The organism is Streptomyces sp. MAI_2237 (genome assembly GCF_054189285.1).
Genome location: NZ_JAJPGQ010000003.1, coordinates 3,177,181 through 3,201,680 on the forward strand (window position 1 = coordinate 3,177,181; position 24,500 = coordinate 3,201,680).

The 24,500-nt window shown below is 73.6% G+C and carries 22 protein-coding genes and 1 pseudogene; 15 read left to right on the forward strand and 8 right to left on the reverse strand.

All coding sequences use genetic code 11. The features are described 5' to 3' along the window. Position 1: 1 nt before the first annotated feature. Complete coding sequence (gene alc, locus LN251_RS24995) at positions 2 to 1,117, forward strand: allantoicase (protein WP_458246346.1); 1,116 nt, start codon at positions 2 to 4, stop codon at positions 1,115 to 1,117. Between the two features lie 166 nt (positions 1,118 to 1,283). Here alc and LN251_RS25000 read toward each other — a convergent pair whose 3' ends face one another. Next, a complete protein-coding gene (locus tag LN251_RS25000; protein ID WP_458246347.1) occupies positions 1,284 to 2,042 on the reverse strand; it encodes an SDR family oxidoreductase in 759 nt (252 codons plus the stop codon). Positions 2,043 to 2,146: 104 nt separating this feature from the next. On the opposite strand from LN251_RS25000, the gene LN251_RS25005 reads away from it, so the two are divergent. The 3 genes from LN251_RS25005 (at position 2,147) to LN251_RS25015 (ending at position 4,187) form a co-directional block, all read left to right on the forward strand. After that, positions 2,147 to 2,959, forward strand: coding sequence for an AIM24 family protein (locus tag LN251_RS25005; RefSeq protein WP_458246348.1), 813 nt, complete (start codon positions 2,147 to 2,149; stop codon positions 2,957 to 2,959). An 82-nt stretch (positions 2,960 to 3,041) separates the two neighbouring features. Next, positions 3,042 to 3,668, forward strand: coding sequence for a dihydrofolate reductase family protein (locus tag LN251_RS25010; protein ID WP_458246791.1), 627 nt, complete (start codon positions 3,042 to 3,044; stop codon positions 3,666 to 3,668). Between the two features lie 132 nt (positions 3,669 to 3,800). Then, positions 3,801 to 4,187 (forward strand): ribonuclease domain-containing protein, encoded by a 387-nt coding sequence (locus LN251_RS25015; RefSeq protein WP_458246349.1) that lies wholly within the window; start codon positions 3,801 to 3,803, stop codon positions 4,185 to 4,187. A gap of 498 nt (positions 4,188 to 4,685) precedes the next feature. On the opposite strand, the gene LN251_RS25020 is transcribed toward LN251_RS25015, so the two are convergent. Further along, positions 4,686 to 4,886: a hypothetical protein gene (locus tag LN251_RS25020; RefSeq protein ID WP_458246350.1), complete on the reverse strand. Its 201-nt coding sequence runs from the start codon at positions 4,884 to 4,886 to the stop codon at positions 4,686 to 4,688. A gap of 168 nt (positions 4,887 to 5,054) precedes the next feature. On the opposite strand from LN251_RS25020, the gene LN251_RS25025 reads away from it, so the two are divergent. The 3 genes and pseudogenes from LN251_RS25025 (at position 5,055) to LN251_RS25035 (ending at position 8,401) form a co-directional block, all read left to right on the forward strand. Continuing rightward, the gene (locus tag LN251_RS25025) at positions 5,055 to 6,311 is read left to right on the forward strand and encodes a sensor histidine kinase (RefSeq protein WP_458246351.1); all 1,257 of its coding nucleotides are present in this window, start codon (positions 5,055 to 5,057) and stop codon (positions 6,309 to 6,311) included. Positions 6,312 to 6,467: 156 nt separating this feature from the next. Next, a complete protein-coding gene (locus LN251_RS25030) occupies positions 6,468 to 7,142 on the forward strand; it encodes a response regulator transcription factor (RefSeq protein ID WP_458246352.1) in 675 nt (224 codons plus the stop codon). A 73-nt stretch (positions 7,143 to 7,215) separates the two neighbouring features. Further along, positions 7,216 to 8,401 (forward strand): annotated as a pseudogene (locus tag LN251_RS25035) (cytochrome P450 family protein). Between the two features lie 77 nt (positions 8,402 to 8,478). Here the strand turns inward: LN251_RS25035 and LN251_RS25040 are convergent. Continuing rightward, complete coding sequence (locus tag LN251_RS25040) at positions 8,479 to 9,501, reverse strand: Gfo/Idh/MocA family protein (RefSeq protein ID WP_458246353.1); 1,023 nt, start codon at positions 9,499 to 9,501, stop codon at positions 8,479 to 8,481. Between the two features lie 129 nt (positions 9,502 to 9,630). Here LN251_RS25040 and LN251_RS25045 point away from each other — a divergent pair, with 129 nt between their 5' ends. The 5 genes from LN251_RS25045 (at position 9,631) to LN251_RS25065 (ending at position 17,232) form a co-directional block, all read left to right on the forward strand. After that, positions 9,631 to 10,368 carry a GntR family transcriptional regulator gene (locus LN251_RS25045; RefSeq protein ID WP_458246792.1) on the forward strand — a complete coding sequence of 246 codons (738 nt, stop codon included), beginning with the start codon at positions 9,631 to 9,633 and terminating at the stop codon, positions 10,366 to 10,368. Between the two features lie 172 nt (positions 10,369 to 10,540). Continuing rightward, positions 10,541 to 11,689, forward strand: coding sequence for an ROK family glucokinase (locus LN251_RS25050; protein ID WP_458246354.1), 1,149 nt, complete (start codon positions 10,541 to 10,543; stop codon positions 11,687 to 11,689). Continuing rightward, positions 11,686 to 12,267 carry a sugar kinase gene (locus LN251_RS25055; protein WP_458246355.1) on the forward strand — a complete coding sequence of 194 codons (582 nt, stop codon included), beginning with the start codon at positions 11,686 to 11,688 and terminating at the stop codon, positions 12,265 to 12,267. The genes LN251_RS25050 and LN251_RS25055 overlap by 4 nt, the downstream gene beginning before the upstream one ends. A 112-nt stretch (positions 12,268 to 12,379) precedes the next feature. Next, a complete protein-coding gene (locus LN251_RS25060) occupies positions 12,380 to 15,205 on the forward strand; it encodes an SNF2-related protein (protein ID WP_458246356.1) in 2,826 nt (941 codons plus the stop codon). Beyond that, positions 15,202 to 17,232, forward strand: a complete 2,031-nt coding sequence (locus LN251_RS25065) for an SWIM zinc finger family protein (protein ID WP_458246357.1) — start codon at positions 15,202 to 15,204, stop codon at positions 17,230 to 17,232. The genes LN251_RS25060 and LN251_RS25065 overlap by 4 nt, the downstream gene beginning before the upstream one ends. 13 nt (positions 17,233 to 17,245) lie before the next feature. Here the strand turns inward: LN251_RS25065 and LN251_RS25070 are convergent, their stop codons facing one another. Further along, on the reverse strand, positions 17,246 to 17,575 hold the full coding sequence (locus LN251_RS25070) for a cupin domain-containing protein (protein WP_458246358.1): 330 nt from the start codon (positions 17,573 to 17,575) through the stop codon (positions 17,246 to 17,248). Between the two features lie 422 nt (positions 17,576 to 17,997). On the opposite strand from LN251_RS25070, the gene LN251_RS25075 reads away from it, so the two are divergent. The 3 genes from LN251_RS25075 to LN251_RS25085 are packed head-to-tail and all read left to right on the forward strand — an operon-like array spanning position 17,998 to position 20,833. Beyond that, positions 17,998 to 18,297 (forward strand): FeoA family protein, encoded by a 300-nt coding sequence (locus LN251_RS25075; RefSeq protein WP_458246359.1) that lies wholly within the window; start codon positions 17,998 to 18,000, stop codon positions 18,295 to 18,297. Further along, a complete protein-coding gene (feoB, locus tag LN251_RS25080; protein WP_458246360.1) occupies positions 18,294 to 20,243 on the forward strand; it encodes a ferrous iron transporter B in 1,950 nt (649 codons plus the stop codon). Before LN251_RS25075 ends, feoB begins: the two co-directional genes overlap by 4 nt. An 8-nt stretch (positions 20,244 to 20,251) precedes the next feature. Then, on the forward strand, positions 20,252 to 20,833 hold the full coding sequence (locus tag LN251_RS25085; protein ID WP_458246361.1) for a NifU family protein: 582 nt from the start codon (positions 20,252 to 20,254) through the stop codon (positions 20,831 to 20,833). Here the strand turns inward: LN251_RS25085 and LN251_RS25090 are convergent. Genes LN251_RS25090 through narH form a run of 4 tightly spaced genes read right to left on the reverse strand, consistent with a single transcriptional unit; the run spans position 20,796 to position 24,500 of the window. Continuing rightward, on the reverse strand, positions 20,796 to 21,413 hold the full coding sequence (locus LN251_RS25090; RefSeq protein ID WP_458246362.1) for a vitamin K epoxide reductase family protein: 618 nt from the start codon (positions 21,411 to 21,413) through the stop codon (positions 20,796 to 20,798). The two genes, LN251_RS25085 and LN251_RS25090, sit on opposite strands and share 38 nt — an antisense overlap. Continuing rightward, positions 21,410 to 22,192 (reverse strand): respiratory nitrate reductase subunit gamma, encoded by a 783-nt coding sequence (gene narI, locus LN251_RS25095; protein WP_450439142.1) that lies wholly within the window; start codon positions 22,190 to 22,192, stop codon positions 21,410 to 21,412. Before narI ends, LN251_RS25090 begins: the two co-directional genes overlap by 4 nt. Continuing rightward, complete coding sequence (gene narJ, locus LN251_RS25100) at positions 22,189 to 22,980, reverse strand: nitrate reductase molybdenum cofactor assembly chaperone (protein ID WP_458246363.1); 792 nt, start codon at positions 22,978 to 22,980, stop codon at positions 22,189 to 22,191. The genes narI and narJ overlap by 4 nt, the downstream gene beginning before the upstream one ends. Next, positions 22,977 to 24,500, reverse strand: a complete 1,524-nt coding sequence (gene narH, locus LN251_RS25105; RefSeq protein ID WP_458246364.1) for a nitrate reductase subunit beta — start codon at positions 24,498 to 24,500, stop codon at positions 22,977 to 22,979. The genes narJ and narH overlap by 4 nt, the downstream gene beginning before the upstream one ends.

The window sequence follows — 24,500 nt, forward strand, 5'->3', positions numbered from 1 at the left end:
CGTGACGGCGATTCCGAGTTTCACCGGCGACGCGAACCCCTACGGAGGCGGTGACCCGTACGCGGACTACCGCACCGCCGACTTCCCCTTCACCCAGTACGCCGACCTCGCCGACCGGCGGCTCGGTGCCGGTGTCATCGCCGCCAACGACGAGTTCTTCGCCGAGCGGGAGAACCTCCTGGTGCCCGAGCGGGCCGAGTTCGACCCGGAGCACTTCGGGCACAAGGGCAAGATCATGGACGGCTGGGAGACCCGCCGCCGGCGCGGTGCGAGCGCCGGGCACCCCTGGCCCACCGTCGAGGACCACGACTGGGCGCTGGTCCGCCTCGGCGCGCCCGGTGTCGTCCGCGGCATCGTCGTCGACACCGCCCACTTCCGCGGCAACTACCCGCAGGCGGTGTCCGTCGAGGGGACCTCGGTGCCCGGCTCCCCGTCGCCGGAGGAGCTCCTCGGCGACGACGTGAAGTGGACGGCCCTCGTCCCGCGCACCCCGGTCGGCGGCCACGCGGCGAACGGCTTCGCCGTCTCCGTCGAGCAGCGCTTCACCCACCTGCGCGTCAACCAGCACCCCGACGGCGGCATCGCGCGGCTGCGCGTGTACGGCGAGGTCGTACCGGACCCGGCGTGGCTGGCGGCCCTCGGCGCGTTCGACGTCGTCGCCCTGGAGAACGGCGGCCGCGTCGAGGACGCCTCCGACCTCTTCTACTCACCGGCCACCAACACCATCCGGCCGGGCCGCTCCCGCAAGATGGACGACGGATGGGAGACCCGCCGGCGCCGCGACCGGGGCAACGACTGGATCCGCTACCGGCTCGCCGCGCAGGCGCAGATCCGCGCCATCGAGATCGACACGGCCTACCTGAAGGGCAACAGCGCGGGCTGGGCGTCGGTGTCGGTACGCGACGGCGAGGACGGCGACTGGACCGAGATCCTCCCGCGCACCCGCCTCCAGCCCGACACCGACCACCGCTTCGTCCTGCCGGCCCCGGCCGTCGCCACGCACGCGCGCGTGGACATCTTCCCGGACGGCGGCATCTCCCGCCTGCGCCTGCACGGCACCCTCACGGACAGCGGCGCGGCCAGCCTGACGGCCCGCCACCAGGAACTCGGCGGCTGACCACCGCGCGGGACACACCGGCCGGAAACCGCCGCCCCCCCGAGCTTGGCGGGACGCCTTGAGCACGTGGGGCGGCGGTGGCCGTCCTTGGGTGGGGCAACTGAGCCGTCCGGGGGCGAAGCGTGCTGGGCGCACCGGCCCGTAGAACCGGTGCGCCCCGCTCGGGTCACGCCGCGTGGCCGCCGTCGACGGCGAACTCCGCGCCGGTGACGTACGCCGCTGTGGCCAGGTGGGCGACCGTCGACGCCACCTCGTCGGCGGTGCCGAACCGGCCGACCGCCGTCATCGCCGCCTGAGCGGCGGCATACGGTCCGTCCGCCGGGTTCATGTCCGTGTCGGTCGGGCCGGGATGCACGATGTTCGCCGTGATCCCCCGCCCGCCCAGCTCGCGGGCGAGGGCCTTCGTCAGGCCGACCAGGGCCGACTTGCTCGTCGCGTAGAGGGTGCCGCCGGGCCCCGGCACGTGCTGCGTCATGCATGTGCCGATGGTGATGATCCGGCCGCCCGGCCGCATCCGCGCTGCCGCCGCCTGCGAGGTCAGGAACACCCCGCGCACGTTCACGGCCAGCACCCGGTCGACGTCCGCGAGCGAGAGATCCTCCAGTGGCCCGAGCACCCCCACGCCCGCGTTGTTCACCAGCACGTCCAGGCCGCCGAGCAGCTCCTCGGCACGCTCCACCGCCCCCGCCGCCTCCGTTGCGTCCGCGGCGTCCGCGCGCAGCGCCACCGCCCGCCTTCCCAGTGCCTCCACCCGCCGTACGACGTCGTCGGCGGCCTCCTTGCCGTGCACGTAGGTCACGGCCACGTCCGCGCCCTCCCGGGCCAGCCGCACGGCCGTCGCCGCGCCGATGCCGCGGCTGCCGCCGGTGACCAGGGCGACCTTGCCGTTCAGGGTGCCGTGCGTGTTCGCGTGTGTCGTTGTCATGGGTCCATCCCAGCGGCCGCCGCACGCGCGCGCTGGCGGCCGTCGGACACCTGCCTCGGGAGCTCGGACGGAACTCTGCGCGCCCCCTCCGACGTTCTCCCGGCGTGACACTTCAGCAAGAGATCGTCGGCAACGCCATGCAGATGGCGGTGGTCAGCCTGCAACCCGGTCAGACGGTGTACTGCGAGGCCGGCAAGTTCCTGTTCAAGACGACCAACGTGACCATGGAGACCCGCCTGTCCGGCCCGTCCGGCGGCGGCGATCAGCAGCAGGGCGGGAGCGGCGGCATGGGCGGCATGCTGCGCCAGGCCATGGGCACCGCCATGCAGGTCGGCCAGCGCGCGCTCGCGGGCGAGTCGCTGGCGTTCCAGTACTTCACCTCCCAGGGCGGCGAGGGCACCGTCGGCTTCGCGGGCGTGCTCCCCGGCGAGATGCGCGCCCTGGAGCTGGACGGCACGCGCGCGTGGTTCGCCGAGAAGGACGCCTTCGTGGCCGCCGAGTCCACCGTCGAGTTCGGCATCGCCTTCCAGGGCGGCCGCACCGGCAGGAGCGGCGGCGAGGGCTTCGTCCTGGAGAAGTTCACCGGCCGCGGCACCGTGATCATCGCGGGCGCCGGCAACTTCATCGACCTGAACCCGGCCGACTTCGGCGGCCGCATCGAGGTCGACACGGGCTGCGTCGTCGCCTTCGAGGAGGGCATCCAGTACGGGGTCCAGCGCATCGGCGGCCTCAACCGCCAGGGCATGATGAACGCCGTCTTCGGCGGCGAGGGCCTGTCCCTGGCCACCCTGGAGGGCCACGGCCGCGTCATCCTGCAGTCCCTGACCATCGAGAGCCTGGCGAACGCCCTGAAGAAGTCCCAGGGCGGAGACAAGCAGGGCCCGACCGGAGGACTGTTCTCCACGCACGCCGGATGAACCGCTGAGCGATGAGTTGCGGGCGCCGGTGGGGTCTGAGGTGATGACAGCAGACCCCACCACCAGGAAGCAGGCACCCGTCATGGGCAAGCTCGTCTCCACGATCTTCGTCACGCTCGACGGCGTCTACCAGGCGCCCGGCGGTCCGCAGGAGGACACCCGGGGCGGCTTCGAGCACGGCGGCTGGAGCTTCGTCTTCGGCGACGACGACTTCGGCCGGTTCGTCACCGAGGTCTTCGACCGCTCCGCCGCCTTCCTCCTCGGCCGCCGTACCTACGACATCTTCGCGGGGTACTGGCCGAAGATGACCGATCCGGCCGACCCCATCGCGGGCAAACTCAACGCGCTGCCGAAGTACGTGCCCTCGGCCACCCTCACCGACCCTTCCTGGGCCGGCACCATCGTGCTCGGCGGCGACCTCGCCAAGGAGGTCACCGCCCTCAAGGAGCGCACCGACGGCGAGCTCCAGGTGCACGGCAGCGGCGCCCTCGTGCGGTCCCTGCTCGCGCTCGACCTCGTCGACACCCTCCACCTGCTGACCTTCCCCGTCGTCCTCGGCTCGGGCCTGCGCCTGTTCGAGGAAGGCGCGCTGCCGACGAAGTTCCGGCACGTGGGCGGTCGTATCACCTCCGCCGGGGTCTCCCTGCAGACGTACGAGCCGGCCGGACGGCCCGAGTACGGCTCCTACGAGCTGCCGCAGACCGACTGACCGGGGCGTTGTGGGGGCCGTGTGGCGGGCCGCGGCCCCACGTTAACGCGCGGAAAACTCATGGGACGTGCGGGAAAACTCCACGGAGTTGTCATTGACATGCCACTGTCTACGCGCGTCATCATGTCGGGCATGAGATTCCCCCCACGCGCCACTCGTGCCGGCGCCGCAGCCGCCCTTCTGTCCGCCCTGCTGATGGGCGGCACGGTCGCGGCGACTCCGGCGTCCGCCGCGACCGGCACCATCTGCTACGGCGACCTGCCCTCCCAGGCGTACGACACGCTCGACCTGATCGCCTCGGGCGGCCCCTACCCGTACTCGCAGGACGGCACCGTCTTCCGTAATTCGGAGGGCGTCCTGCCCGGCCAGCCTTCCGGCTACTACCACGAGTACACGGTCAAGACGCCCGGCTCGTCCACACGCGGCGCCCGCCGCATCGTCACCGGTGAGGAGAACCAGGAGGACTACTACACCTCGGACCACTACGCCACGTTCGACCTGATCGACTTCACCTGCTGAACGAGGCACGCGCAGCGAGCGGGCGCCCGGCTGAGCCGGGCTCGGTCTGAGCCGGGCTCGGTCTGAGCAGGGCTCGGTCTGAGCCCGGCTTCGGGCCTGGCCGGGTGTCCGGCTGAGTCGCGCTTTGGGCTGGGGCGGGCTTCGGTTTGGGCCGGGCTTGGGACTTGGCCGGGCCTTCGGCTGGGTCGGGCCTCTGGCTTGGCGGCGCCTCCGGCTGAGCAGGGCTCGGTCTGAGCCCGGCTTCGGGCCTGGCCGGGCGTCCGGCTGAGTCGCGCTTTGGGCTGAGGTGAGCTTCGGTTTGGGCGGGGCTCGGGACTTGGCCGGGCGTCCGGCGGGGCCAGGCCTTAGGGGCGGGCCTCGGGCTTAGCCGGGCTTCGGTCTGGGTCGGGCCTCGGGCTTGGCGGCGCCTCCGGCTTAACCGGGTCGCCGGCCGAGCCGGGCATCGGTCTGGGGCGGGGTCCGGGCTGGGGCGAGTATCGGTTCGGCCGGGGTTCCTGGTCAGCCGGGGTTTTGGCTTTCCGCGGCTGCGAACAGGGCGAACGCCAGCACTACCAGGGCGACGCTCGCGTAGACCGCGTGGCGGTCGAGGAAGCCGATCCGCTGCACGAGTCCCACGTGCCAGTGGGTGAACTCGTGCACCAGGCCCAGGACGCCCTGGACCAGGGCGACGAAACCGAGTACCTCCAGCAACCGCTTCATGGCACGACCCTCGCCCCGCGGACCCCCCACGCACATCGGCCGCGGGGCGAGCCGTGACCGACCAAGGTCCGGCTCCGCGCGGCCGCCCGCGCCGAAAGTCTGCGCCGCGCCGACTTTGGTCGGCGATCGCCCGCGAAGGGAGGTGCCGGAGGCCGCGGCTGCGTAGATTTGTCGAGCGTGAGGGACGACAGACCGACGGCCGCCGTGCCAGGCGTCGCGGGGCGGCGCAGATGGCTCTTCCCGTCCGCCCTGCTCCATGAGATCGACCCCGACGCAGGACGGTCGGGCCGGCCGCGGCGCACCGCCCGGGACTGGATCGTCGACTTCACCTGCTTCGTGCTCGCCGCGGCCATCGGCCTCGCGGCCGCCGACACCCTGAACGGCGACCCGCACACCTCGCACTCCCTCGCCGTCCTGGACCAGCTGCTCGGCGCGCTGGCCTGCGCGGCGGTGTGGCTGCGGCGGCGCTGGCCGCTCGGCCTGGCCGTCGCGATGATCCCGGTCGGCCTGGTGTCGAACACGGCGGGCGGCGCCGCCATGATCGCCCTCTTCAGCCTCGCCGTGCACCGGCCCTTCCGGTACGTCGCCTGGATCGGCGGCGTCCAGCTCGCGCTGGTCCCGCTGTACTACTGGATGCGCCCGGACCCCGACCTGCCGTATGCGGGAGCCGTCGCCTTCGCCGAACTGCTGAGCGTCACCGTCATCGGCTGGGGCATGTTCGTACGCTCCAAGCGGCAGCTGATGCTGAGCCTGCGGGACCGCGCCCGGCGCGCGGAGACGGAGGCGCGGCTGCGGGCGGAGCAGGCGCAGCGGCTGGCCCGTGAGGCCATCGCCCGGGAGATGCACGACGTCCTCGCCCACCGGCTGACGCTGCTGAGCGTCCACGCGGGCGCCCTGGAGTTCCGGCCCGACGCGCCCAGGGAGGAGATCGCCCGGGCGGCCGGAGTCATCCGGGAGAGCGCGCACGAGGCCCTGCAGGACCTGCGCGAGATCATCGGCGTCCTGCGCGCGGGTGAGCCGGACGAGGCGGGGCGTCCGCAGCCGACGCTCGCCGCGCTGGACACGCTGGTCGCGGAGTCGCGGGAGGCCGGCATGAAGGTCACCCTCGACAGCCGCGTCACCGACCCCGGCGCCGTCCCGGCCTCCGTCGGCCGTACCGCCTACCGCATCGCCCAGGAGGCCCTGACCAACGCCCGCAAGCACGCACCCGGCACGGAGGTCACGGTGACGATGTCGGGCGCCCCCGGTGAGGGGCTGACGGTCACCGTGCGCAACCCCCGGCCCGAGGGCGAGGTGCCTCCCGTGCCCGGCTCCGGGCAGGGCCTGATCGGGCTGACGGAGCGGGCCACGCTGGCCGGGGGACGCCTGGACCACGGCACGGACGCCGACGGCGGCTTCCGGGTACGGGCGTGGCTGCCCTGGTGACGACGCCCGCGAGACGATCGCCACGCACTGCTGCCCGCGGGACGGAGGTCGCGAGACGAGCGTCACGCGGGGCCGCCCCAGGGGATGACGCGACCGGGACGATGGCCGTGCGAAGCTGCCAACAGCCGTGACCGCGACCGTGATTACGTGAGGCCCATGACTGCGATCAGACTGCTCCTCGTCGACGACGACCCCCTGGTGCGGGCCGGCCTGTCACTGATGATGGGCGGTGCGGACGACATCGAGATCGTCGGCGAGGCCGCCGACGGCGCCGAGGTCGAGGCGCTCGTCGACCGCACCCGGCCCGACGTCGTCCTCATGGACATCCGGATGCCGTCGGTGGACGGTCTCACTGCCACGGAGCGGCTGCGCGCCCGCAAGGACGCCCCGCAGGTCGTCGTCCTGACCACCTTCCACGCCGACGAGCAGGTCCTGCGCGCCCTGCGCGCGGGGGCCGCCGGGTTCGTCCTCAAGGACACCCCGCCCGCCGAGATCGTCGACGCCGTCCGCCGGGTCGCGACCGGTGATCCCGTGCTGTCGCCCACCGTCACCCGCCAGCTGGTGGAGCACGCCGTGGGCAACGCCGCCGACACGCGCCGGGCACGCGCACGTGAACGCGTCGCGCTGCTCAACGACCGCGAACGCGAGGCCGCCGTCGCCGTCGGCCGGGGGCTGTCCAACGCGGAGATCGCCGCGGACCTCTTCATGAGCGTCGCCACCGTCAAGACCCACGTCTCGCGCATCCTCGCCAAACTGGACCTCAACAACCGCGTGCAGATCGCCCTGTTGGCCTACGACGCCGGACTGCTGGAGGAACCGGAAGGGCACTAGCGGCGGGCGCCGCGCGTTGTCCGGGTACCGGTGACCACCGGACGGGGGGCGGGGGAAGGCAGGTTCGAGCCACATGGCGGAACTGATCGATCTGGGGGAGTTCGGCGACGGCTTCCGCACCGACCCGCATCCGGTGTACGCGCTCCTGCGCGAGCGCGGGCCGGTGCACCGGGTGCGGCTGCCGGGAGTCGACGCCCATTACGAGACATGGCTCGTCGTCGGCCACGAGGAGGCCCGCGCGGCGCTCGGCGACCCGCGCCTGGCCAAGGACGCCGCCAGGATCGGCCTGGAGTTCCTCGACGAAGGGCTCATCGGCAAGCACCTGCTGGTCACCGACCCGCCCCAGCACACCCGGCTGCGCTCGCTGGTCTCGCGCGCCTTCACCGCGCGCCGCGTGCAGGAACTGCAGCCGCGGATCCAGCAGATCACCGACGAACTGCTCGACGCGATGCTGCCGCGCGGCCGGGCCGACCTGGTGGACTCCTTCGCGTACCCGCTGCCGATCACGGTGATCTGCGAGCTGCTGGGCGTGCCCGAGCTGGACCGCGCGGAGTTCCGCCGCATGTCCACGGAGGCGGTGGCACCGAGCAGCCCGGAGGCCGAGTACGACGCCTTCACACGGCTTGCCGCGTACCTCACCGAGCTGATCGAGGACAAGCGGTGCGCGGGCCCGACCGGCGACCTGCTGAGTGATCTCGTGCGCACCACCGCCGAGGACGGCGACCGGCTCTCCCCGGGCGAACTGCGCGGCATGGCCTTCGTCCTGCTGATCGCGGGCCACGAGACGACGGTCAACCTGATCAGCGGAGCCGTCCGTACCCTGCTCACCCACCCCGGCCAACTCGCGGCCCTGCGCGCCGACATGAGCCTCGTGGACGCGGCGGTGGAGGAGACCCTGCGCTACGAGGGCCCGGTGGAGAACGCCACGTTCCGGTTCGCCGCCGAGACCCTGGAGATCGCCGGGACGAAGATCCCGCGGGGCGACGCCGTGATGATCGGCCTGACCGCCGCCGACCGCGACCCCCTGCGCTACCCGGCGCCGGACCGCTTCGACCTCCCACCGCGACACCCGCGGCCACCTGGCCTTCGGCCACGGCGTCCACTACTGCCTGGGCGCCCCGCTGGCCCGCCTCGAAGCCAGCACGGCGATACGGACCCTGCTGGAGCGCGCCCCCGGGCTCACCCTCGACGGCCCGCCCGGCGACTGGCTGCCGGGCATGCTGATGCGCGGGGTACGCAGCCTTCCGGTGCGCTGGTAGCAGCGCCGTGCGCCGCTGACGCGGCCGGCCGGCCGAGGCCGTGCCTCGGTACGGCCGGCGCACCCGCGCCGGCCCCCTCACCGGAACGCCGACTCCACCCGGCCCGGGATCTCCGCGAGCGCCACCGGTCGGCGCTCGCGCCGGGAGATCTCGCAGGCCTCGGCGATGCGCAGGGCCTGCAGGGCCTCGCGTCCGTCGCACGGGTTCGCCCGTCGGCCGAGCACGACCTCGACGAACGCGGCCAGTTCGGCCTCGTAGGCGGGTCCGAAGCGCTCCAGGAACCCCGACCACGGCTTGTCCGCGGCGGGCGGCCCGGTCGGCTCCGTCGAGGCGATCGGCGTGCGGTCGTCGAGGCCGACCACGATCTGGTCGAGCTCCCCGGCCAGCTCCATGCGCACGTCGTACCCGGCGCCGTTCATCCGCGTCGCCGTGGCCGTCGCGAGCGTGCCGTCGTCGAGGGTGAGCAGCGCCGCGCCGGTGTCGACGTCGCCCGCCTCCCGGAACATGGGCGGCCCGGCGTCCGACCCGGCCGCGTACACGTCGACGACCTCGCGTCCGGTCACCCAGCGGAGCATGTCGAAGTCGTGGATCAGAGCGTCCCGGTACAGCCCGCCGGACAGCGGCAGCCACGAGGGCGGGGGAGGGACCTGGTCGGACGTCAGGGCGCGGACCGTGTGCAGCCGCCCGAGCCGGCCCGAGCGGACCGCGTCCCGGGCACCCGTGTACCCGGTGTCGAAGCGGCGCTGGAACCCCATCTGCAGGATCGTCCCGGCGCTCTCGACCTCGGAGAGGGCGGTGAGCGTGCCGGGCAGATCCAGTGCGATGGGCTTCTCGCAGAACACCGGGAGCCCCGAGCGTGCTGCCCGACCGATCAGTTCGGCGTGGGCGGCCGTCGAGGCGGTGATCACCACGGCGTCGACGCCCCATTTGAAGATCTCGTCCACTCCCGGCGCCGCCGTCTCCCCGAGGCGGAGCGCCAGCTCCTGGGCCCGCGCGGGATCGGCGTCCGTGAGGATCAGGGACCCGACCTCGCGATTGCGGCTCAGCGTGTTCGCGTGGATGGTGCCGATCCGCCCCGTACCGATGACCCCGATGCGCATGAAAACAAAGTGAGGGTTTGGTGGCCGAGCTGTCAATGCGTATGTCCGGACAATCGAACTACACAACTTCCCGTCAACAACGTGTGGAGCTACGCTCGGCGCGTGCCGAACCCTGAAGTGGACCCGACCGTGTCGCTCGAGCTCAGCGTGGACCGGAGCTCTCCCGTCCCGCTGTACTTCCAGCTGTCGCAGCAGCTCGAGGCGGCGATCGAGCACGGAGCGCTCACGCCCGGCAGCCTGCTGGGCAACGAGATCGAGCTGGCGGCCCGGCTCGGTCTGTCCCGCCCCACGGTCCGCCAGGCCATCCAGTCCCTGGTCGACAAGGGCCTCCTGGTCCGCCGCCGCGGCGTCGGCACCCAGGTGGTGCACAGCCAGGTCAAACGCCCGCTGGAGCTCTCCAGCCTCTACGACGACCTGGAGGCGGCCGGTCAGCGCCCCGCGACGAAGGTGCTGGTCAACACCGTCGTTCCGGCGACCGCCGAGATCGCCGCGGCCCTGGGGGTCGCCGAGGACAGTGAGGTCCACCAGGTGGAACGGCTGCGCCTCGCGCACGGCGAGCCGATGGCGTACCTGTGCAACTTCATCCCGCCTGGCCTGCTCGACCTGGACACGGTGCAGCTGGAGGCGACGGGCCTGTACCGGATGATGCGGGCCGTCGGCATCACCCTGCACAGCGCCCGGCAGACGATCGGCGCCCGCGCGGCCACCCTGGCGGAGGCCGAGCGTCTCGCGGAGCCGGAGGGCGCCCCGCTCCTGACGATGCAGCGCGTGACGTTCGACGACACGGGCAGGGCGGTCGAGTACGGCACGCACACGTACCGGCCGAGCCGCTACTCCTTCGAGTTCCAGCTGCTCGTGCGGGGCTGAGAAGGAGCGGTCAGGTCGCACTTATGTCATAAAGTCACGACAATGGCGCGTGGCGCGGCCGCCGAGGGCCGCGCGACCGGCCCCTTCGAAGCGAAGGCGGACGCACATCACACGCCTCCCGTCGCTCCCCCGCTCGGCACCCAGCGTGAGCGTGCGGCACAATCGGGGCTTGATGAGCACCTACGGCAACTTCACGGCTCCCATAGGCTCCCGGCGTGCCACGGCCCTGCGCACGGTCGGCACCCGAGAGCGCCGCTCGCACCTGACCGCACCCCGCGTGCCGACGGTCGGCATCGACATCGGGGGCACCAAGGTCATGGCGGGCGTCGTCGACGCCGACGGCAACATCCTGGAGAAGCTCCGCACGGAGACCCCGGACAAGTCCAAGAGCCCCAAGGTCGTCGAGGACACCATCGTCGAACTGGTCCTGGACCTGTCCGACCGCCACGACGTGCACGCCGTCGGCATCGGCGCGGCCGGCTGGGTCGACGCCGACCGCAACCGCGTCCTGTTCGCCCCCCACCTGTCCTGGCGCAACGAGCCGCTGCGCGACCGCCTCGCCGGGCGGCTCGCCGTGCCCGTACTGGTCGACAACGACGCCAACGCCGCCGCCTGGGCCGAGTGGCGCTTCGGCGCCGGCCGCGGTGAGGACCACCTGGTCATGATCACGCTCGGCACCGGCATCGGCGGCGCGATCCTGGAGGACGGCCAGGTCAAGCGCGGCAAGTACGGCGTCGCGGGCGAGTTCGGACACATGCAGGTCGTCCCCGGCGGACACCGCTGCCCGTGCGGCAACCGCGGCTGCTGGGAGCAGTACAGCTCCGGCAACGCCCTGGTGCGCGAGGCCAAGGAGCTGGCCGCCGCCGACTCGCCGGTGGCGTACGGGATCATCGAGCACGTCAAGGGGCAGATCGGCGACATCAGCGGCCCGATGATCACCGAGCTGGCCCGCGAGGGCGACGCGATGTGCATCGAGCTGCTGCAGGACATCGGCCAGTGGCTGGGCGTCGGCATCGCCAACCTCGCCGCGGCCCTCGACCCCTCCTGCTTCGTCATCGGGGGCGGCGTCTCCGCGGCCGACGACCTGCTCATCGCCCCCGCCCGCGACGCCTTCAAGCGCCAGCTCACCGGCCGCGGCTACCGCCCCGAGGCCCGGATCGTGCGCGCCCAGCTCGGCCCGGAGGCCGGCATGGTGGGCGCCGCCGACCTGGCCCGTCTCGTCGCCCGCCGCTTCCGCCGTGCCAACCGGCGCCGGGTCGAGCGCTACGAGCGCTACGCCCGGTACACCGAGGGCCGCCGCTCCACCCGGGACACCGCATGACGGCATCGCTGCCGCGTCAGGCGGCGCCCCCGGACGAGCCCGGGCAGCCCGCCGAGGACCGCCGCCACATGATCCGCCGCAGGGCCCTCACCCTGCTCATCATCGTGCTGCTCATCGGCGTCCCGGCCGGCTACCTGGTGATCTCCGCGAACCAGAGCCGCAACAGCGGCAAGGACAAGGAGGCCAAGTACTCGGCGACCGGCCTCACCCGGGGCTGGCCGTCGAAGGTCCAGCGCCGCATCTACCAGGTGCCGATGCCGCATCCCTCCGGCAAGGTCGCCTACTACGAGACGAACAACTGGAAGACCAGCCGGCTCTACGTCCAGTTCCAGACCCCGGTCCGCAACCTCGACGTCTTCCTCCACGACATGGGCGTCAGCCGCGCCGACCTCAAGCGCGACGACGTCACCATCAGCGCGCGCGACCAGAAGATCACCGGCTGGCGGTTCACCCGCCCCGGACCCTGGTACGGCCTGGTCCACAAGCAGAAGGACCCGGCGCCCACCCAGGACGTCGTCGTGAACATGTCCGACGCGAACAACCCGTTCTTCTACGTCGTCTCCCGCACGGTTCCCTAGCCCGTCCGCGGCCCGCCGAGCCCCGGCGCGGCCGCCGGGGCCGATTGTCAGACCCCGCCCGTAGAGTCGAAGACGTCTGATCCGACACGCGGGCAGGGAGGTGACAGGTCGTATGGGCGACACGGCTGTGGTGGCCGAACACACGGAAGCACGGGTCCCCGTCCGGCTCGCCGCCGTCTTCCTGCCCGCTCCCCTGCCCAGGGACGGCCGGATCGCCTTCTGGGACCCCGACGGCGACCCGCTGCCCGCCGAGGACACCGAGCTCACGGTCGTACGACCGCACGGAGCGTCCGGCGTACGGCGCCGGACCGCCCCCGCGCTGACCCTCACCGTCGGCGAGGCCCTGCCCCTCCTGGTCCGGGCCCGCCGCGACCCGGCCGCCCACCCCGCCACCGCCTGCTGGGGAGCGGCCGCCCTGCACGCGCTGCGGCTGGTCGCCCGCGGCCGTCTGCTGCCGGGCCTGACGGCCACCGGTCACGACGCCTGGCGGGCCGGCCCTCTCGACCCGGACGACATCGCCCACCTCAGGGCGGTCGCCGCCGCCCTGCCCCACGAGGGCCACGCCGTTCCGCTGCCCGGCCCGGGTCCGCTCCGGCTGCCCCAACCGGAGGCGCTGGTCCGTGCCTTCCTGGACGCGGTCGCGGACACCCTGCCCCGCACCCCGGCCGCCCCCCACGCCTGCGGCAGGCCGTTCGCGGACCGCCGCCCGCAGCGCCTGCCCGACGCCCACGGCTGGGCCGCGGAGGTCGCCGCCGGCATGGACGCGGGCGTGCGCATCTCCCTGCGCCTGGACCTGTCCGCCTACGAACTCTTCGACGGCCAGGAGTCGGTGCGCACGGCGGGCGCCGCGATCGTCCAGGTGCACAGCCTCGCCGACCCCACCCTCGTCGTCGACGCGGCGGCCCTGTGGGCGGGCGAGGCGGCCGCCGCGTTCGGGCCACGCGCACGCGTGGACGCCGCCCTCGCCGTGCGCCGCGCCGCCCGCATCTGGCCGCCGCTGGACCGGCTCGCCGAACAGGACGTGCCGGACGTCCTCGCCCTGCACGACGAGGAGCTGGGCGATCTGCTCGGGGTGGCGGCGACGCGTCTCGCGGCGGCGGGCGTCGCCGTGCACTGGCCCCGCGATCTCGCCCAGGACCTCTCCGCGGCCGCGGTGGTGCGCCCCGCCCCGGGCTCGGCGACCGACGGCACCGGCTTCTTCGAGAGCGAGGAACTGCTGCAGTTCCGCTGGCAGTTGGCGCTCGGCGGCGACCCGCTCACCGAGGCCGAGATGGACACCCTCGCCGAGGCGCACCGCCCCGTCGTCCGCCTCCGGGACCGCTGGGTGCTGGTCGACCCGGCCCTCGTCCGCAGGGCCCGCAAGCGGGAACTGGGCCTGCTCGACCCGGTCGACGCGCTGTCCGTCGCCCTCACCGGCAGCGCGGAGGTCGACGGCGAGACCGTCGAGGCGGTCCCGGCGGGTGCCCTGGCCGCCCTGCGCGACCGCCTCACCGCCGGGGTGCGCCCCGCCGAGCCCCCGGCCGCCCTGCACGCCACCCTGCGGGACTACCAACTGCGCGGCCTGGCCTGGCTGGACCTCATGACCTCCCTCGGCCTCGGCGGCTGCCTCGCCGACGACATGGGCCTCGGCAAGACGATCACGGTCATCGCGCTGCACCTCAAGCGCGCCCACCGCGAGCCGACCCTGGTCGTGTGCCCGGCCTCCCTGCTCGGCAACTGGCAGCGGGAGATCAACCGCTTCGCGCCCGGCGTCCCCGTACGCCGCTTCCACGGCCCCGACCGCAGCCTGGACGACCTGACCGGCGGCTTCGTCCTCACCACCTACGGCACCATGCGGACGACGGCGCCGCGGCTCGCCGAGCAGGGCTGGGGCATGGTCGTCGCGGACGAGGCCCAGCACGTGAAGAACCCGTACTCGGCGACGGCGAAGGCGCTGCGCACCATCCCGTCCCCGGCGCGGGTGGCCCTGACCGGCACGCCCGTCGAGAACAACCTCTCCGAGCTGTGGGCCCTGCTCGACTGGACCACGCCCGGACTCCTGGGCCCCCTGAAGTCCTTCCGCGCCCGGCACGCGCGCGCGGTGGAGAACGGCGAGGACGCGGAGGCCGTCGAGCGGCTCGCCCGCCTGGTCCGCCCCTTCCTGCTGCGCCGCAAGAAGTCCGACCCGGGCATCGTGCCCGAGCTGCCGCCCAAGACGGAGACGGACCACCCGGTGCCGCTCACCCGCGAACAGGCCGCGCTGTACGAGGCGGTGGTCCGGGAGTCGATGCTGGCCATCGAGACGTCGGAGGGCATCGCGCGCAGGGGCCTGGTGCTGAAGCTGCTGGGCGCCCTGAAGCAGATCTGCGACCACCCCGCGCTGTACCTGAAGGAGGAGACGGCCGCGGTGTCCGACGGCCGCCTGCTCGCCCGCTCCGGCAAACTCGCCCTGCTGGACGAGCTGTTGGACACGCTGCTCGCCGAGGACCGCTCGGCGCTCGTCTTCACCCAGTACGTCGGCATGGCCCGGCTGATCACCGCCCATCTCGCCGCCCGCGCGGTCCCGGTGGACCTGCTGCACGGCGGCACGCCCGTGCCCGAGCGGGAACGCATGGTGGACCGCTTCCAGAGCGGTGCGACCCCGGTACTGGTGCTGTCTTTGAAGGCGGCGGGCACCGGCCTGAACCTCACCCGCGCGGGCCATGTCGTCCACTTCGACCGCTGGTGGAACCCGGCCGTGGAGGAGCAGGCCACCGACCGTGCCTACCGGATCGGCCAGACCCAGCCGGTGCAGGTGCACCGCCTCATCACGGAGGGCACGGTCGAGGACCGCATCGCCGAGATGCTGGAGGCCAAGCGCGCCCTGGCCGACGCCGTCCTCGGTTCCGGCGAGTCGGCGCTGACCGAGCTGACCGACCGTGAACTCACCGACCTCGTGTCGCTCAGGAGGCCGTCATGACCCCGAGCCCGGCGGACGAGGCGCGCCGCGCCCTGCGGGAGGCACGGGAGCGACGGCTCCGGGACGAGGAGGAGGACGTCGCGGCCGGGTCGACGGCCGATCCGGATGCGGGGGAGGGGACCGCACCGGGCCAAGCCGTCGGGGAGGCGCCCGCGGAAGGACGGGGCTCCTCCGAGGGACCCCGGCAGGCCGAGGCGCGACCCGGGGACGCCGCCCGCGCGGCACTGCGGCGGGCCCTCGCCGCCGATGCCCCCCTCGGCGAAGAACCGGCCGCGGAGGGCGACGCGGCTGACGGAGGCGAGGCGGAGCAGTCCGTCGACGGCGTGGAGGAGCCGTCGAGCGCGGGTCCCGGTGTGCGCTCGGGCGGGGGCGCCGACGCCGCGCGGGAAGCACTGCGGGCCGCCCGCAAGGCACGGCGGGACGACGAGACCGGCGAGCGGGCGGACGGCCGCCCCGCGTGGGGGCCGCGCCGCGCCGAGCGGACGGCCGGGGCACCGCCCGGGGGTGTGGGCGGGCGGTCTCCGGGTGTCCAGGCGCGTGCCGTGCGGGAGTTGCTCGCCGGGGCCTTCCGCATGCCTTCCGACGAGGCCCCGGAGGAGGACAGGGCTGCGCTCGACGACCCTGCCGGCAAGGGAGGTTCGGCCGCCGCGGGCGCTCGGCGTGTGGAGCCTGACGAGCTGCCCGGCCCGGACGGGCCGTCTCCGGGAGGCGCCGGTTCCGGCGGTGACCCGTTCGCCGAGCCGTCCCTTCCGGCGCCGGCCCTCTCCATGGCCGCCCCCTCGCGCGACGGCGAGTTGCGGCGCACGTTCCCCGCTCTGCCGCCCCCGGATGCCGGGGCGTTCGCGCGGACCTGGTGGGGGAACGCGTGGGTCACGGCCCTGGAGGAGGGCGCGCTCGACGCCAAGAGGCTGGCCCGCGGCAGGAGTTACGCCGAGCAGGGACACGTGGACGCCATCACGGTCACGCCGGGGCTGGTACTGGCGTACGTGCAGGGCAGCCGCCCGCGCCCGTACCGGGTGCAGGTGCGGCTGCGCACGCTGGGGGACGACGACTGGCGGCGTTTCCTGGACGCCGCCGTCGAGCGGCCCGGGCACATCGCCGCGCTGCTCGACAAGGAGCTGCCGCACACGCTGGCCGACTGCGGGGTGCCGCTGCTGCCGGGGCCGCGCGACCTCGACCCGCACTGCAGCTGCCCCGACCGCGGCCACCCCTGCAAACACGCCGCCGCCCTGTGCTACCAGACGGCCCGGCTGCTCGACGCCGACCCCTTCGTCCTGCTTCTGCTGCGCGGCCGCGGTGAACGCGAGCTGCTCGACGCCCTGTCGCGGCTGAACGCGGCCCGGGCGGCCCGCGCCGCCCAGGAGCGGGAACCGGCGCAACTCCCCGGCGTCCGCGCCGCCGACGCCGTCCTGGCCGACGGCCGGCTCCCGGCCCTCCCGCCGCCGCTGCCCGTGCCCGCGCACCCCGAGCAGCCTCCCGTCTACCCGGCGGCACCGGGCGGCCCCGACCCCTTCGCGCTGGATCAACTGGCGACCGACGCCGCGGCCCGTGCGCACGCCCTGCTCAGTACCGGCCGTGACCCCGTGGCCGAGCTGACGCTGTGGCAGGACGCGGTCCGGGTCGCCGCCGCCCGCCCCGGTTCCGGTCTCACCGCGGCCACCCGGTCCCTGTACGCCTCGCTGGCCGCCGCGTCCGGCCACACGCCGGCCGAGCTCGCGCGGGCCGTCGCCGCCTGGCGGCAGGGCGGTCCGGAGGGGCTTGCCGTCCTGGAGGAGCCCTGGGACCCGCCGGCCGGCCGCTTCGACCGCGCGCGTCCCTTGCTCCTCGCCGCGGACCTTCCGGCCTTCCGCCCCTGGCGCAACCACCTCACCCACCCCCGCGGCCACGTCCAGCTCCGCCTCGGCCGTGACGGCCTCTGGTACGCCTACGAGTCCGAACCGGGCCACGACGACTGGTGGCCGCGCGGCACGCCGGATCTCGACCCGGTGGGGGCACTCACCGGTCTGGGCGCGCCGCACGACCTCTGACAGTGCCGTGCCGTCAGGCCTTGCCCACGGTGAGCAGGACGACGGCGTCCTCGTCCGCCCGCAGGCTGTGGCGGGCCGAGGGAAGGGCGATGAGATCGCCGGTCCGACCGTCCCAGGACGTGTCGCCGCTGATGAGGCGGACCCGGCCGCGCAGGACCAGCAGGGTCGCCTCCCCGGGGCTCTCGTGCTCGGCCAGCTCGGTTCCGGCGGTCAGGGCGAGCACGGTCTGGCGGAGGACGTGTTCGTGCCCGCCGTACACGGTGGTGGCGCTGCGGCCGGTGGCGGCGGCCGCAGCGCGTTCGAGGTGTTCGCGGGCGAGTGCGTCCAGTGACAGTTTCTGCATGGTGACCAGTGTCCGCGCGAGGCGCGGCTGTGGCCACCGTGGGTGCGGGTGGCGGCACCGCACAGGACCAACAGCCCCTGCGATGGGGGCTGTTCGGCACGTGTGCCGCGCTTTCGGGTCGGCGATGCTTCTTCCCGGAACCGGACGGCGGGAGCCGCCGAAGGTCGCTGTCACCCGTGCGCCGAGCGTTCTCCATGCCTGACGGCCGCGGAGGGGAGCGGCGGCCCGCCGTCCCGGTCACCGCCGGCCGCCTCCCGTGCCGGGGAGGCGGCCGGCCCTGCTCGCCGACAGGGCCCGGTGGTCCTGGTCCGAGGGACCGAAGGACCCGCGTTCCAGGGCCTTGAGACCGGCCCCTCCGCCAGGCAAGTGAGGTTAGCTTTACCTCACCAAGCCTCCCGGCGCGCGATGGGGTGGAGACGCACATGAGGGCTGTCGAGGAGACCGACGAGATCGGTGTGACCGGCACGATCGACGCGGCCGCGCCGCGCTCCCTGGCGGAGCTGGCCCCCGGTGCGCGGGCGGTGGTGGCCGAGGTCGTCGCCGACGGAGCCCCCTTGGTCGTCCGCCGTCTGCACGACCTGGGCTTCACTCCCGGTGCGGTGGTGGAGGTCGTACGCCGCGCTCCGTTGCGCGATCCTGTCCTGTACCGGGTCAAGGACTACGAGGTGTGCCTGCGCCGGACCGAGGCGGCGTGCGTGCGCGTCACCGGGGTGGAGCGGTGAGCGCCGGCTGCCATGACGCCGACGGCGGGCGGACGATCCTGACCACAGGCCCCCGGATCGCCCTGGTCGGTGCGCCCAACTCGGGCAAGACCAGCGTCTTCAACGGGCTGACGGGCCTGAGGGCCAAGACCGGCAACTACCCGGGCGTGACCGTCTCCCGATTCGTCGGAACCTCCCGCTCGGGCCGGCACCGCCATGTCGTCGAGGATCTGCCGGGCACCTACAGCCTGGAACCGATCAGCCCGGACGAGCAGATCACCGTCGACGTCCTGGACGGCCGGTCGGCGGGCACGGAGCGGCCCGACGCGCTGCTGGTGGTCGTGGACGCCACCACACTGCGCCGCTCCCTGGGGCTCGTCGCCCAGGTGCTGGCCCGCGGGCTGCCCGCCTGCGTGGTGGTCACGTTCACCGACGAACTGGCACGCCGCCAGGGCCTGTTGGACGTCGACGCGCTCGCGCGGGCGCTCGGCGTGCCGGTGCTGCCCGTGGTCGGCCACCGCGGCTGGGGCATCGCGCGGCTGCGCGAGCTGCTCGCCACCTGGCGCACCTGGCCGACGCCGGCCGTGCCGCCGCCCACCGACCCGGGCGAGCGGGACGCCTGGACGGAGTCGGTCCTGGCCTTCGCCGGCTACCGGCCCCCCGAACGGCACCTGGTCACCCAGCGCGTGGACGCGGTGCTGCTGCACCCGGTCTGGGGGACCGTGGTGTTCTTCGCGGTGATGGCCCTGTTCTTCCAGACCGTCTTCACCCTGGCCGCCCCCGTCCAGGGCCGGGTCGAGACGCTGTTCGCGTGGCTGTCGGGCCAAGTGGACGCCCACGTCGGCAATCCATGGCTGTCCGGGCTCCTGGGCCACGCTCTGATCGGCGGTGTGGGCGGCGTCGTGGTCTTCCTGCCGCAGATCATGCTGCTGTTCCTGCTGCTCGCCCTGCTGGAGGGCGTGGGCTACATGGCGCGGGCGGCGTTCCTGATGGACCGGGTGATGGCCCGCTTCGGGCTGGAGGGCCGCGCGTTCGTGGCGCTGCTGTCGTCGTTCGCCTGCGCGGTCCCCGGCATCATGGCGACCCGCACCCTCCCCTCGGCCAGGGACCGCCTGGCCACGATGATGGCCGCCCCGCTGATGACCTGCTCGGCGCGGCTTCCGGTGTACGTCCTGCTCATCGGGCTCGTCGTCGACCCCGCCACCCGGGTCGGCCTGTTCGGCGCGCAGGGCCTGGTCATGTTCGGCCTGTACCTGCTGGGCGCCGTCTCCGCGATGCTGGCGGCCTGGGCGTTCAAGAGGATCGGCGACCGCGGCGGCCCGGCCGTGCCGTTCTTCATGGAGATGCCGCCCTACCGGCTGCCCGCCCCGCGCGCGGTGCTGGTGGCGATGTGGTCGTCCGCGCGGGCCTTCCTGCGCAAGTGCTCGACCGTCATCGTCGCCACCAGTGTGCTGCTGTGGCTGCTGCTGAACCTGCCCCTGCACACGGACGCGCAGCTGCGCGCGGCCGGCGTCGACACCACCGACACCGTGGCGGTGTCCGCGTACGCCGTCGACCACAGCTACGCCGCCGGCCTGGGCCGCCTGGTCGCCCCGGTCTTCGACCCGCTCGGCTTCGACTGGCGGATCAACGTCGGTGTGCTGTCCGCCCAGGCCGCCCGCGAGACCTTCGTCGCCACCCTGGGTCAGGTCGCCGCCGCCGAGGACCCCGAACAGCCGCAGCAGGCCCTGCGGTCCATGACGCGCACCGGCGAACCCCGTGCCGGGGAGCGGGTGTTCACCGCGCCGACCGTCGCCGCCCTGCTGGTCTACTTCGTCTACGCGCTGCAGTGCATGGCCACCGTCGCCGTCCTGCGCCGGGAGACCGGCACCTGGCGGTGGCCGGCGACCGCCTTCGGCTATCTGACCGTCCTGGCCTGGCTGATGGCCTATCTGGCCCGCACGGTCACCGTCCTGCTGGGCGGGTGAGCCGCGCCATGATCCCCCTGCACCCCCAGCCGGCGAACCGGCCCGATGTGCTGCGCTGGATGATCTCTGCCGGGACCCTCACCGGCACCGGCCCGCTCGCGCGGGTACCGGAGGCCATGGCCGCGCTGCTCGCCGACGGCACCCTCACCGGGATCTTTCTGGAGGCCACGGCGGTCGTCACGCGTCTCGGCCCGGGCCGCACCTGGGCCGAGGCCGGCCCCCGGGTCCGCACCGCGCTGCACACGGCCCTCGAAGACCCTGCCGGATGGATTCCGGACGCCCGCACGGACCCCGGTGACGACGACGCCGTGCTGTACCGCGTGGTGCTGGAGGTCCTGGCCGGGGAGACGGGCGACTTCGTCCGTTCCCACGGCGGCGGGGTCGACCTCGTCGACGTGACGGACGGCGTCGTCACCGTCTCCCTGCACGGCGCCTGCCACGGCTGCCCCGCCTCCTGGCTCACCCTGCACCAGCGGCTGGAGCGCCGGATACGGCAGCGCCATCCCGCGCTGCGGGAGGTCCGCGACAGTGCCGCGCCGCCCGGCCCGCCGTTCAGAGCAGGCCGCTCCAGTAGGACCAGAAACGGGTGAGGACCAGCATCACGATCACGCCGTACCAGCCGGCCAGCAGCAGCCCGTGGGTGTCCCGCAGGACCGTGACCACACCGCGTGGCGCGCGCAGGATTCCTCGTTCCAGGCAGTGCAGGGTCAGGTACCAGAACAGGGCGATGGTGACCGCCCAGACCGCGGCGCAGTAGGGGCAGAGCTTGTTCAGTTCGTACAGGGACTGGCCCATCAGCCAGTGCACGAAGACCACCCCCGCCAGCGCCCCGGCATCCAGTGCCAGCCACAGCCGGGGGTGCAGGCGGGCCCCGGCCAGCACGGCCACCCCCAGAGCGATCACGGCGGCGAACGCGCCCAGCCCGAGCAGCATGTTGGGGAACCCGAAGATACTGCCCTGGGCGCTGGACATGACGCTGCCGCAGCTCACGACGGGGCTGATGTTGCACGGCGGCCGGTAGCCCGGGTCCTTCAGCAGCCGCCAGTCGTCCACCGTGAGCTGGAAGGAGGCGAACCAGCCGACGACCCCGGCCACGAGCATGACCAGACCGGTGCGGCGTCCGGCGCCCACCGCACGCGTGGGCGGGAGGGGTGCGGGGTCGCCGCTCATGCCGCGCGGCGCGAGCCGGACGAGGAGCCCGCCCCGACGGCCGGCTTCGGCGCGGGCGGTGTGCCGGCCCGCCGTCGGTAGACCAGGTAGGGCCGCACGAGATAGCCGACCGGCGCGCTCCACACGTGCACCAGCCGGGTGAACGGCCAGGCCGCGAAGAGCAGGCAGGCGCTCAGGGCGTGCAGCTGGAACAGCAGCGGCGCCCCGGAGATCGCCTCGGGCTGCGGGTGCAGGGTGAAGACGCCGCGGAACCAGACGGAGACGGTCTCCCGGTAGTCGTAGCCGCCGCCGAAGACGTTGTGCACGGCGGTGGCGCTGAAGCCCAGCAGGACCGTGAGGGTCAGCAGGGGGAAGAGCAGCTTGTCGCTGCGGTCGGTGGTCAGGCGGATCCGGCGGGCCAGCAGCCGGCGGGCGCACAGCATGCCCAGACCCGTGACCATGGCCACCCCGGCCACCGAACCGAGTGCCACGGCCGTGGTGTGGTAGGCGTGTTCGCTGATCCCGGCCGCCTCCGTCCAGGAGGCGGGGACGGCCAGGCCGACGACGTGTCCGGCGATCACGGCGAAGGCGCCGAGGTGGAACAGCGGGCTGCCCCAGCGCAGCCAGCGGTGCTCGAGGAGCTGACTGGTGCGCGAGGTCCAGCCGAACTGGTCCTGGCGGTAGCGCCAGACGTGCCCCACCACGAACACGGCGAGGCAGATGTAGGGGAAGGCGGTCCACAGCAGCAGGTCGGTGCTGCTCGCCGTGGCGGTGGCCGACAGGGTCAGCGGGGCGTTCATCGGGGGCCTTCCGTACGGCTGGTCGGGGCGGGCGGTACCCGGGTCGGCGGGGCGGGCGGCGGCGGCACGAACGCGCCCGGAGGCGCGAACTCGCCGTCCCCATAGGTGCCGTAGGGGTCGAGTCCGACGTCCTCGTTGGGCGGGCCCTCGGCGGCCAGCCGGGCCACCGCGGCACGGTCGGCGTCGGTGGGCGGCGGCAGCAGGGTGAGCAGCGCGGCGAGGACGTGCCGGTAGGGCGAGTCGGCGTCGGTCAGCGCCCGGTGGATCAGCTCCAGGCCGCGCCGGTGCTGGCGCAGCGGCGCCTCGCCCCCGCCCGGGCCCGCCAGGGCGGCGAACTCCAGGACGACCGGGAGGTGGTCGGGCAGCTCGCCCCCGTCGGTGTCCCAACCTGCTGCGCGGTAGCGCTGGTTGAGGGTGAGCAGCGCCATGCCGCGGCGCCGGGTGTCGCCGTGCAGGTAGTAGGTGAGGTAGAGGCTGCTCTTGCGGCGCAGGTCGAACATCTCGACGTAGTGCCGTTGCAGCGCCTCGGGCTCCTGCGCGGCGAACCAGTCGGCGAACCGCGTCAGCTGCTGCGCCGCCGGGGTGTCCGGCAGCGCCGCCACCACGGTCGTCAACTCGGCCCGCGAGTCGGTCAGTTCCTCGTCCGGGTACTGCAGCAGCAGCGACACGAGCCGCAGGGTCAGTGCCCGGCCGGCGGTCTCCTCGGGCGTGAGCCGCCCGGGCCGGCGTACGGCGGCCCGGACGCGGGTGCGCACGAGTGCGGGAATGGTCGTCGGCAGGGGGCTCATGCTCGTCCTCCGTCGGACGCCCGGCGCAGGGTGGGGATGCCGAGCATCACCTTGCGGGGCTGCGGGTCGCCGGTGGTCTCCACCGGGCAGCGGTTCTCGATGGCGCTCAGCGCGGCCGCGTCCTCCTTGTGCGCGGCCGGCACGACGTAGCGGTCGGCGTACTTGGCGACCGCGAGCAGCCGGTGCAGGTCCTCGGCCTCGCCCGCGGTGAGCCCGACGGCCGCCAGCGCCGACTCGTCGGCCTCCTCGCCGAGCGTGCGCGAGCGCATGTGGGAGCGGAGCGCGGTGAGTTTCATCAGCACGCCGGCCACCACGTCGGTGTCGCCCGCGGTGAACAGCTCCGCCAGGTACTCCAGCGGGATGCGCAGCCGGGTGACGGCGGCGAAGACATGGTCGGGGTCGTCCTGGTCGCCGCCCGCGCCGGTGACGGCGTCCAGCACCGGTGACAGCGGCGGCACGTACCAGACCATGGGCAGGGTGCGGTACTCCGGGTGCAGCGGCAGCGCCACCTTGTAACGGCAGACCAGGTCGTACACGGGGGAGCGGCGGGCGGCCGCCAGCCAGTCCTCCGGGATGCCCGACTCCCGTGCCGCGGCGATCACTTCGGGGTCGTTCGGGTCGAGGAAGACGCCGCGCTGGGCGTCCAGCAGGTCCTGTTCGTCCACGGTGGCCGCGGCCTCGCCGACGCGGTCGGCGTCGTACAGGAGCAGTCCGAGGTAGCGCAGCCGGCCGACGCAGGTCTCCGAGCAGACGGTGGGCTGGCCGGCCTCGATGCGCGGGAAGCAGAACGTGCACTTCTCGGCCTTGCCGGTGGCGTGGTTGACGTACACCTTCTTGTACGGGCACGCCGTGACGCACATCCGCCAGCCGCGGCACTTGTCCTGGTCGACCAGGACGATGCCGTCCTCGGTCCGCTTGTACATCGCGCCGGACGGACAGGCCGAGACGCAGGCGGGGTTGAGGCAGTGCTCGCACAGCCGGGGCAGGTGGAAGAGGAAGGTCTGCTCGAACTCGAACTTCACCTTCTGCGCCCACTCGCCGGAGAGGTTCGGGTCGCCGCCGGCGTGTTCCGGCGCGCCGCCCAGGCCGTCCTCCCAGTTGGCGCCCCAGGTGATGGCGGTGGGGCGGCCGGTGAGTACGGAGCGGGGGCGGGCGACCGGGATGTCCGGCCCGGCCGGGGCGCCGACGAGGTTGTCGTAGTCGTAGGTGACCGGCTCGTAGTAGTCCTCGATGGACGGCAGGTCGGGGTTGGCGAACAGCGACAGCAGCCGCTTGACCCGGCCGCCGGAGCGCAGCACCAGCCGGCCCCGCTTGTCGAGCATCCAGCCGCCCTTCCAGCGCTGCTGGTCCTCGTAGCGGCGCGGGTAGCCGACTCCGGGCTTGGTCTCGACGTTGTTGAACCAGGCGTACTCCACGCCGGTGCGGTTGCTCCACGTCTGCTTGCAGGTGACGGAACAGGTGTGGCAGCCGATGCACTTGTCGAGGTTCATCACCATCGCCACTTGGGCCAACACGCGCAT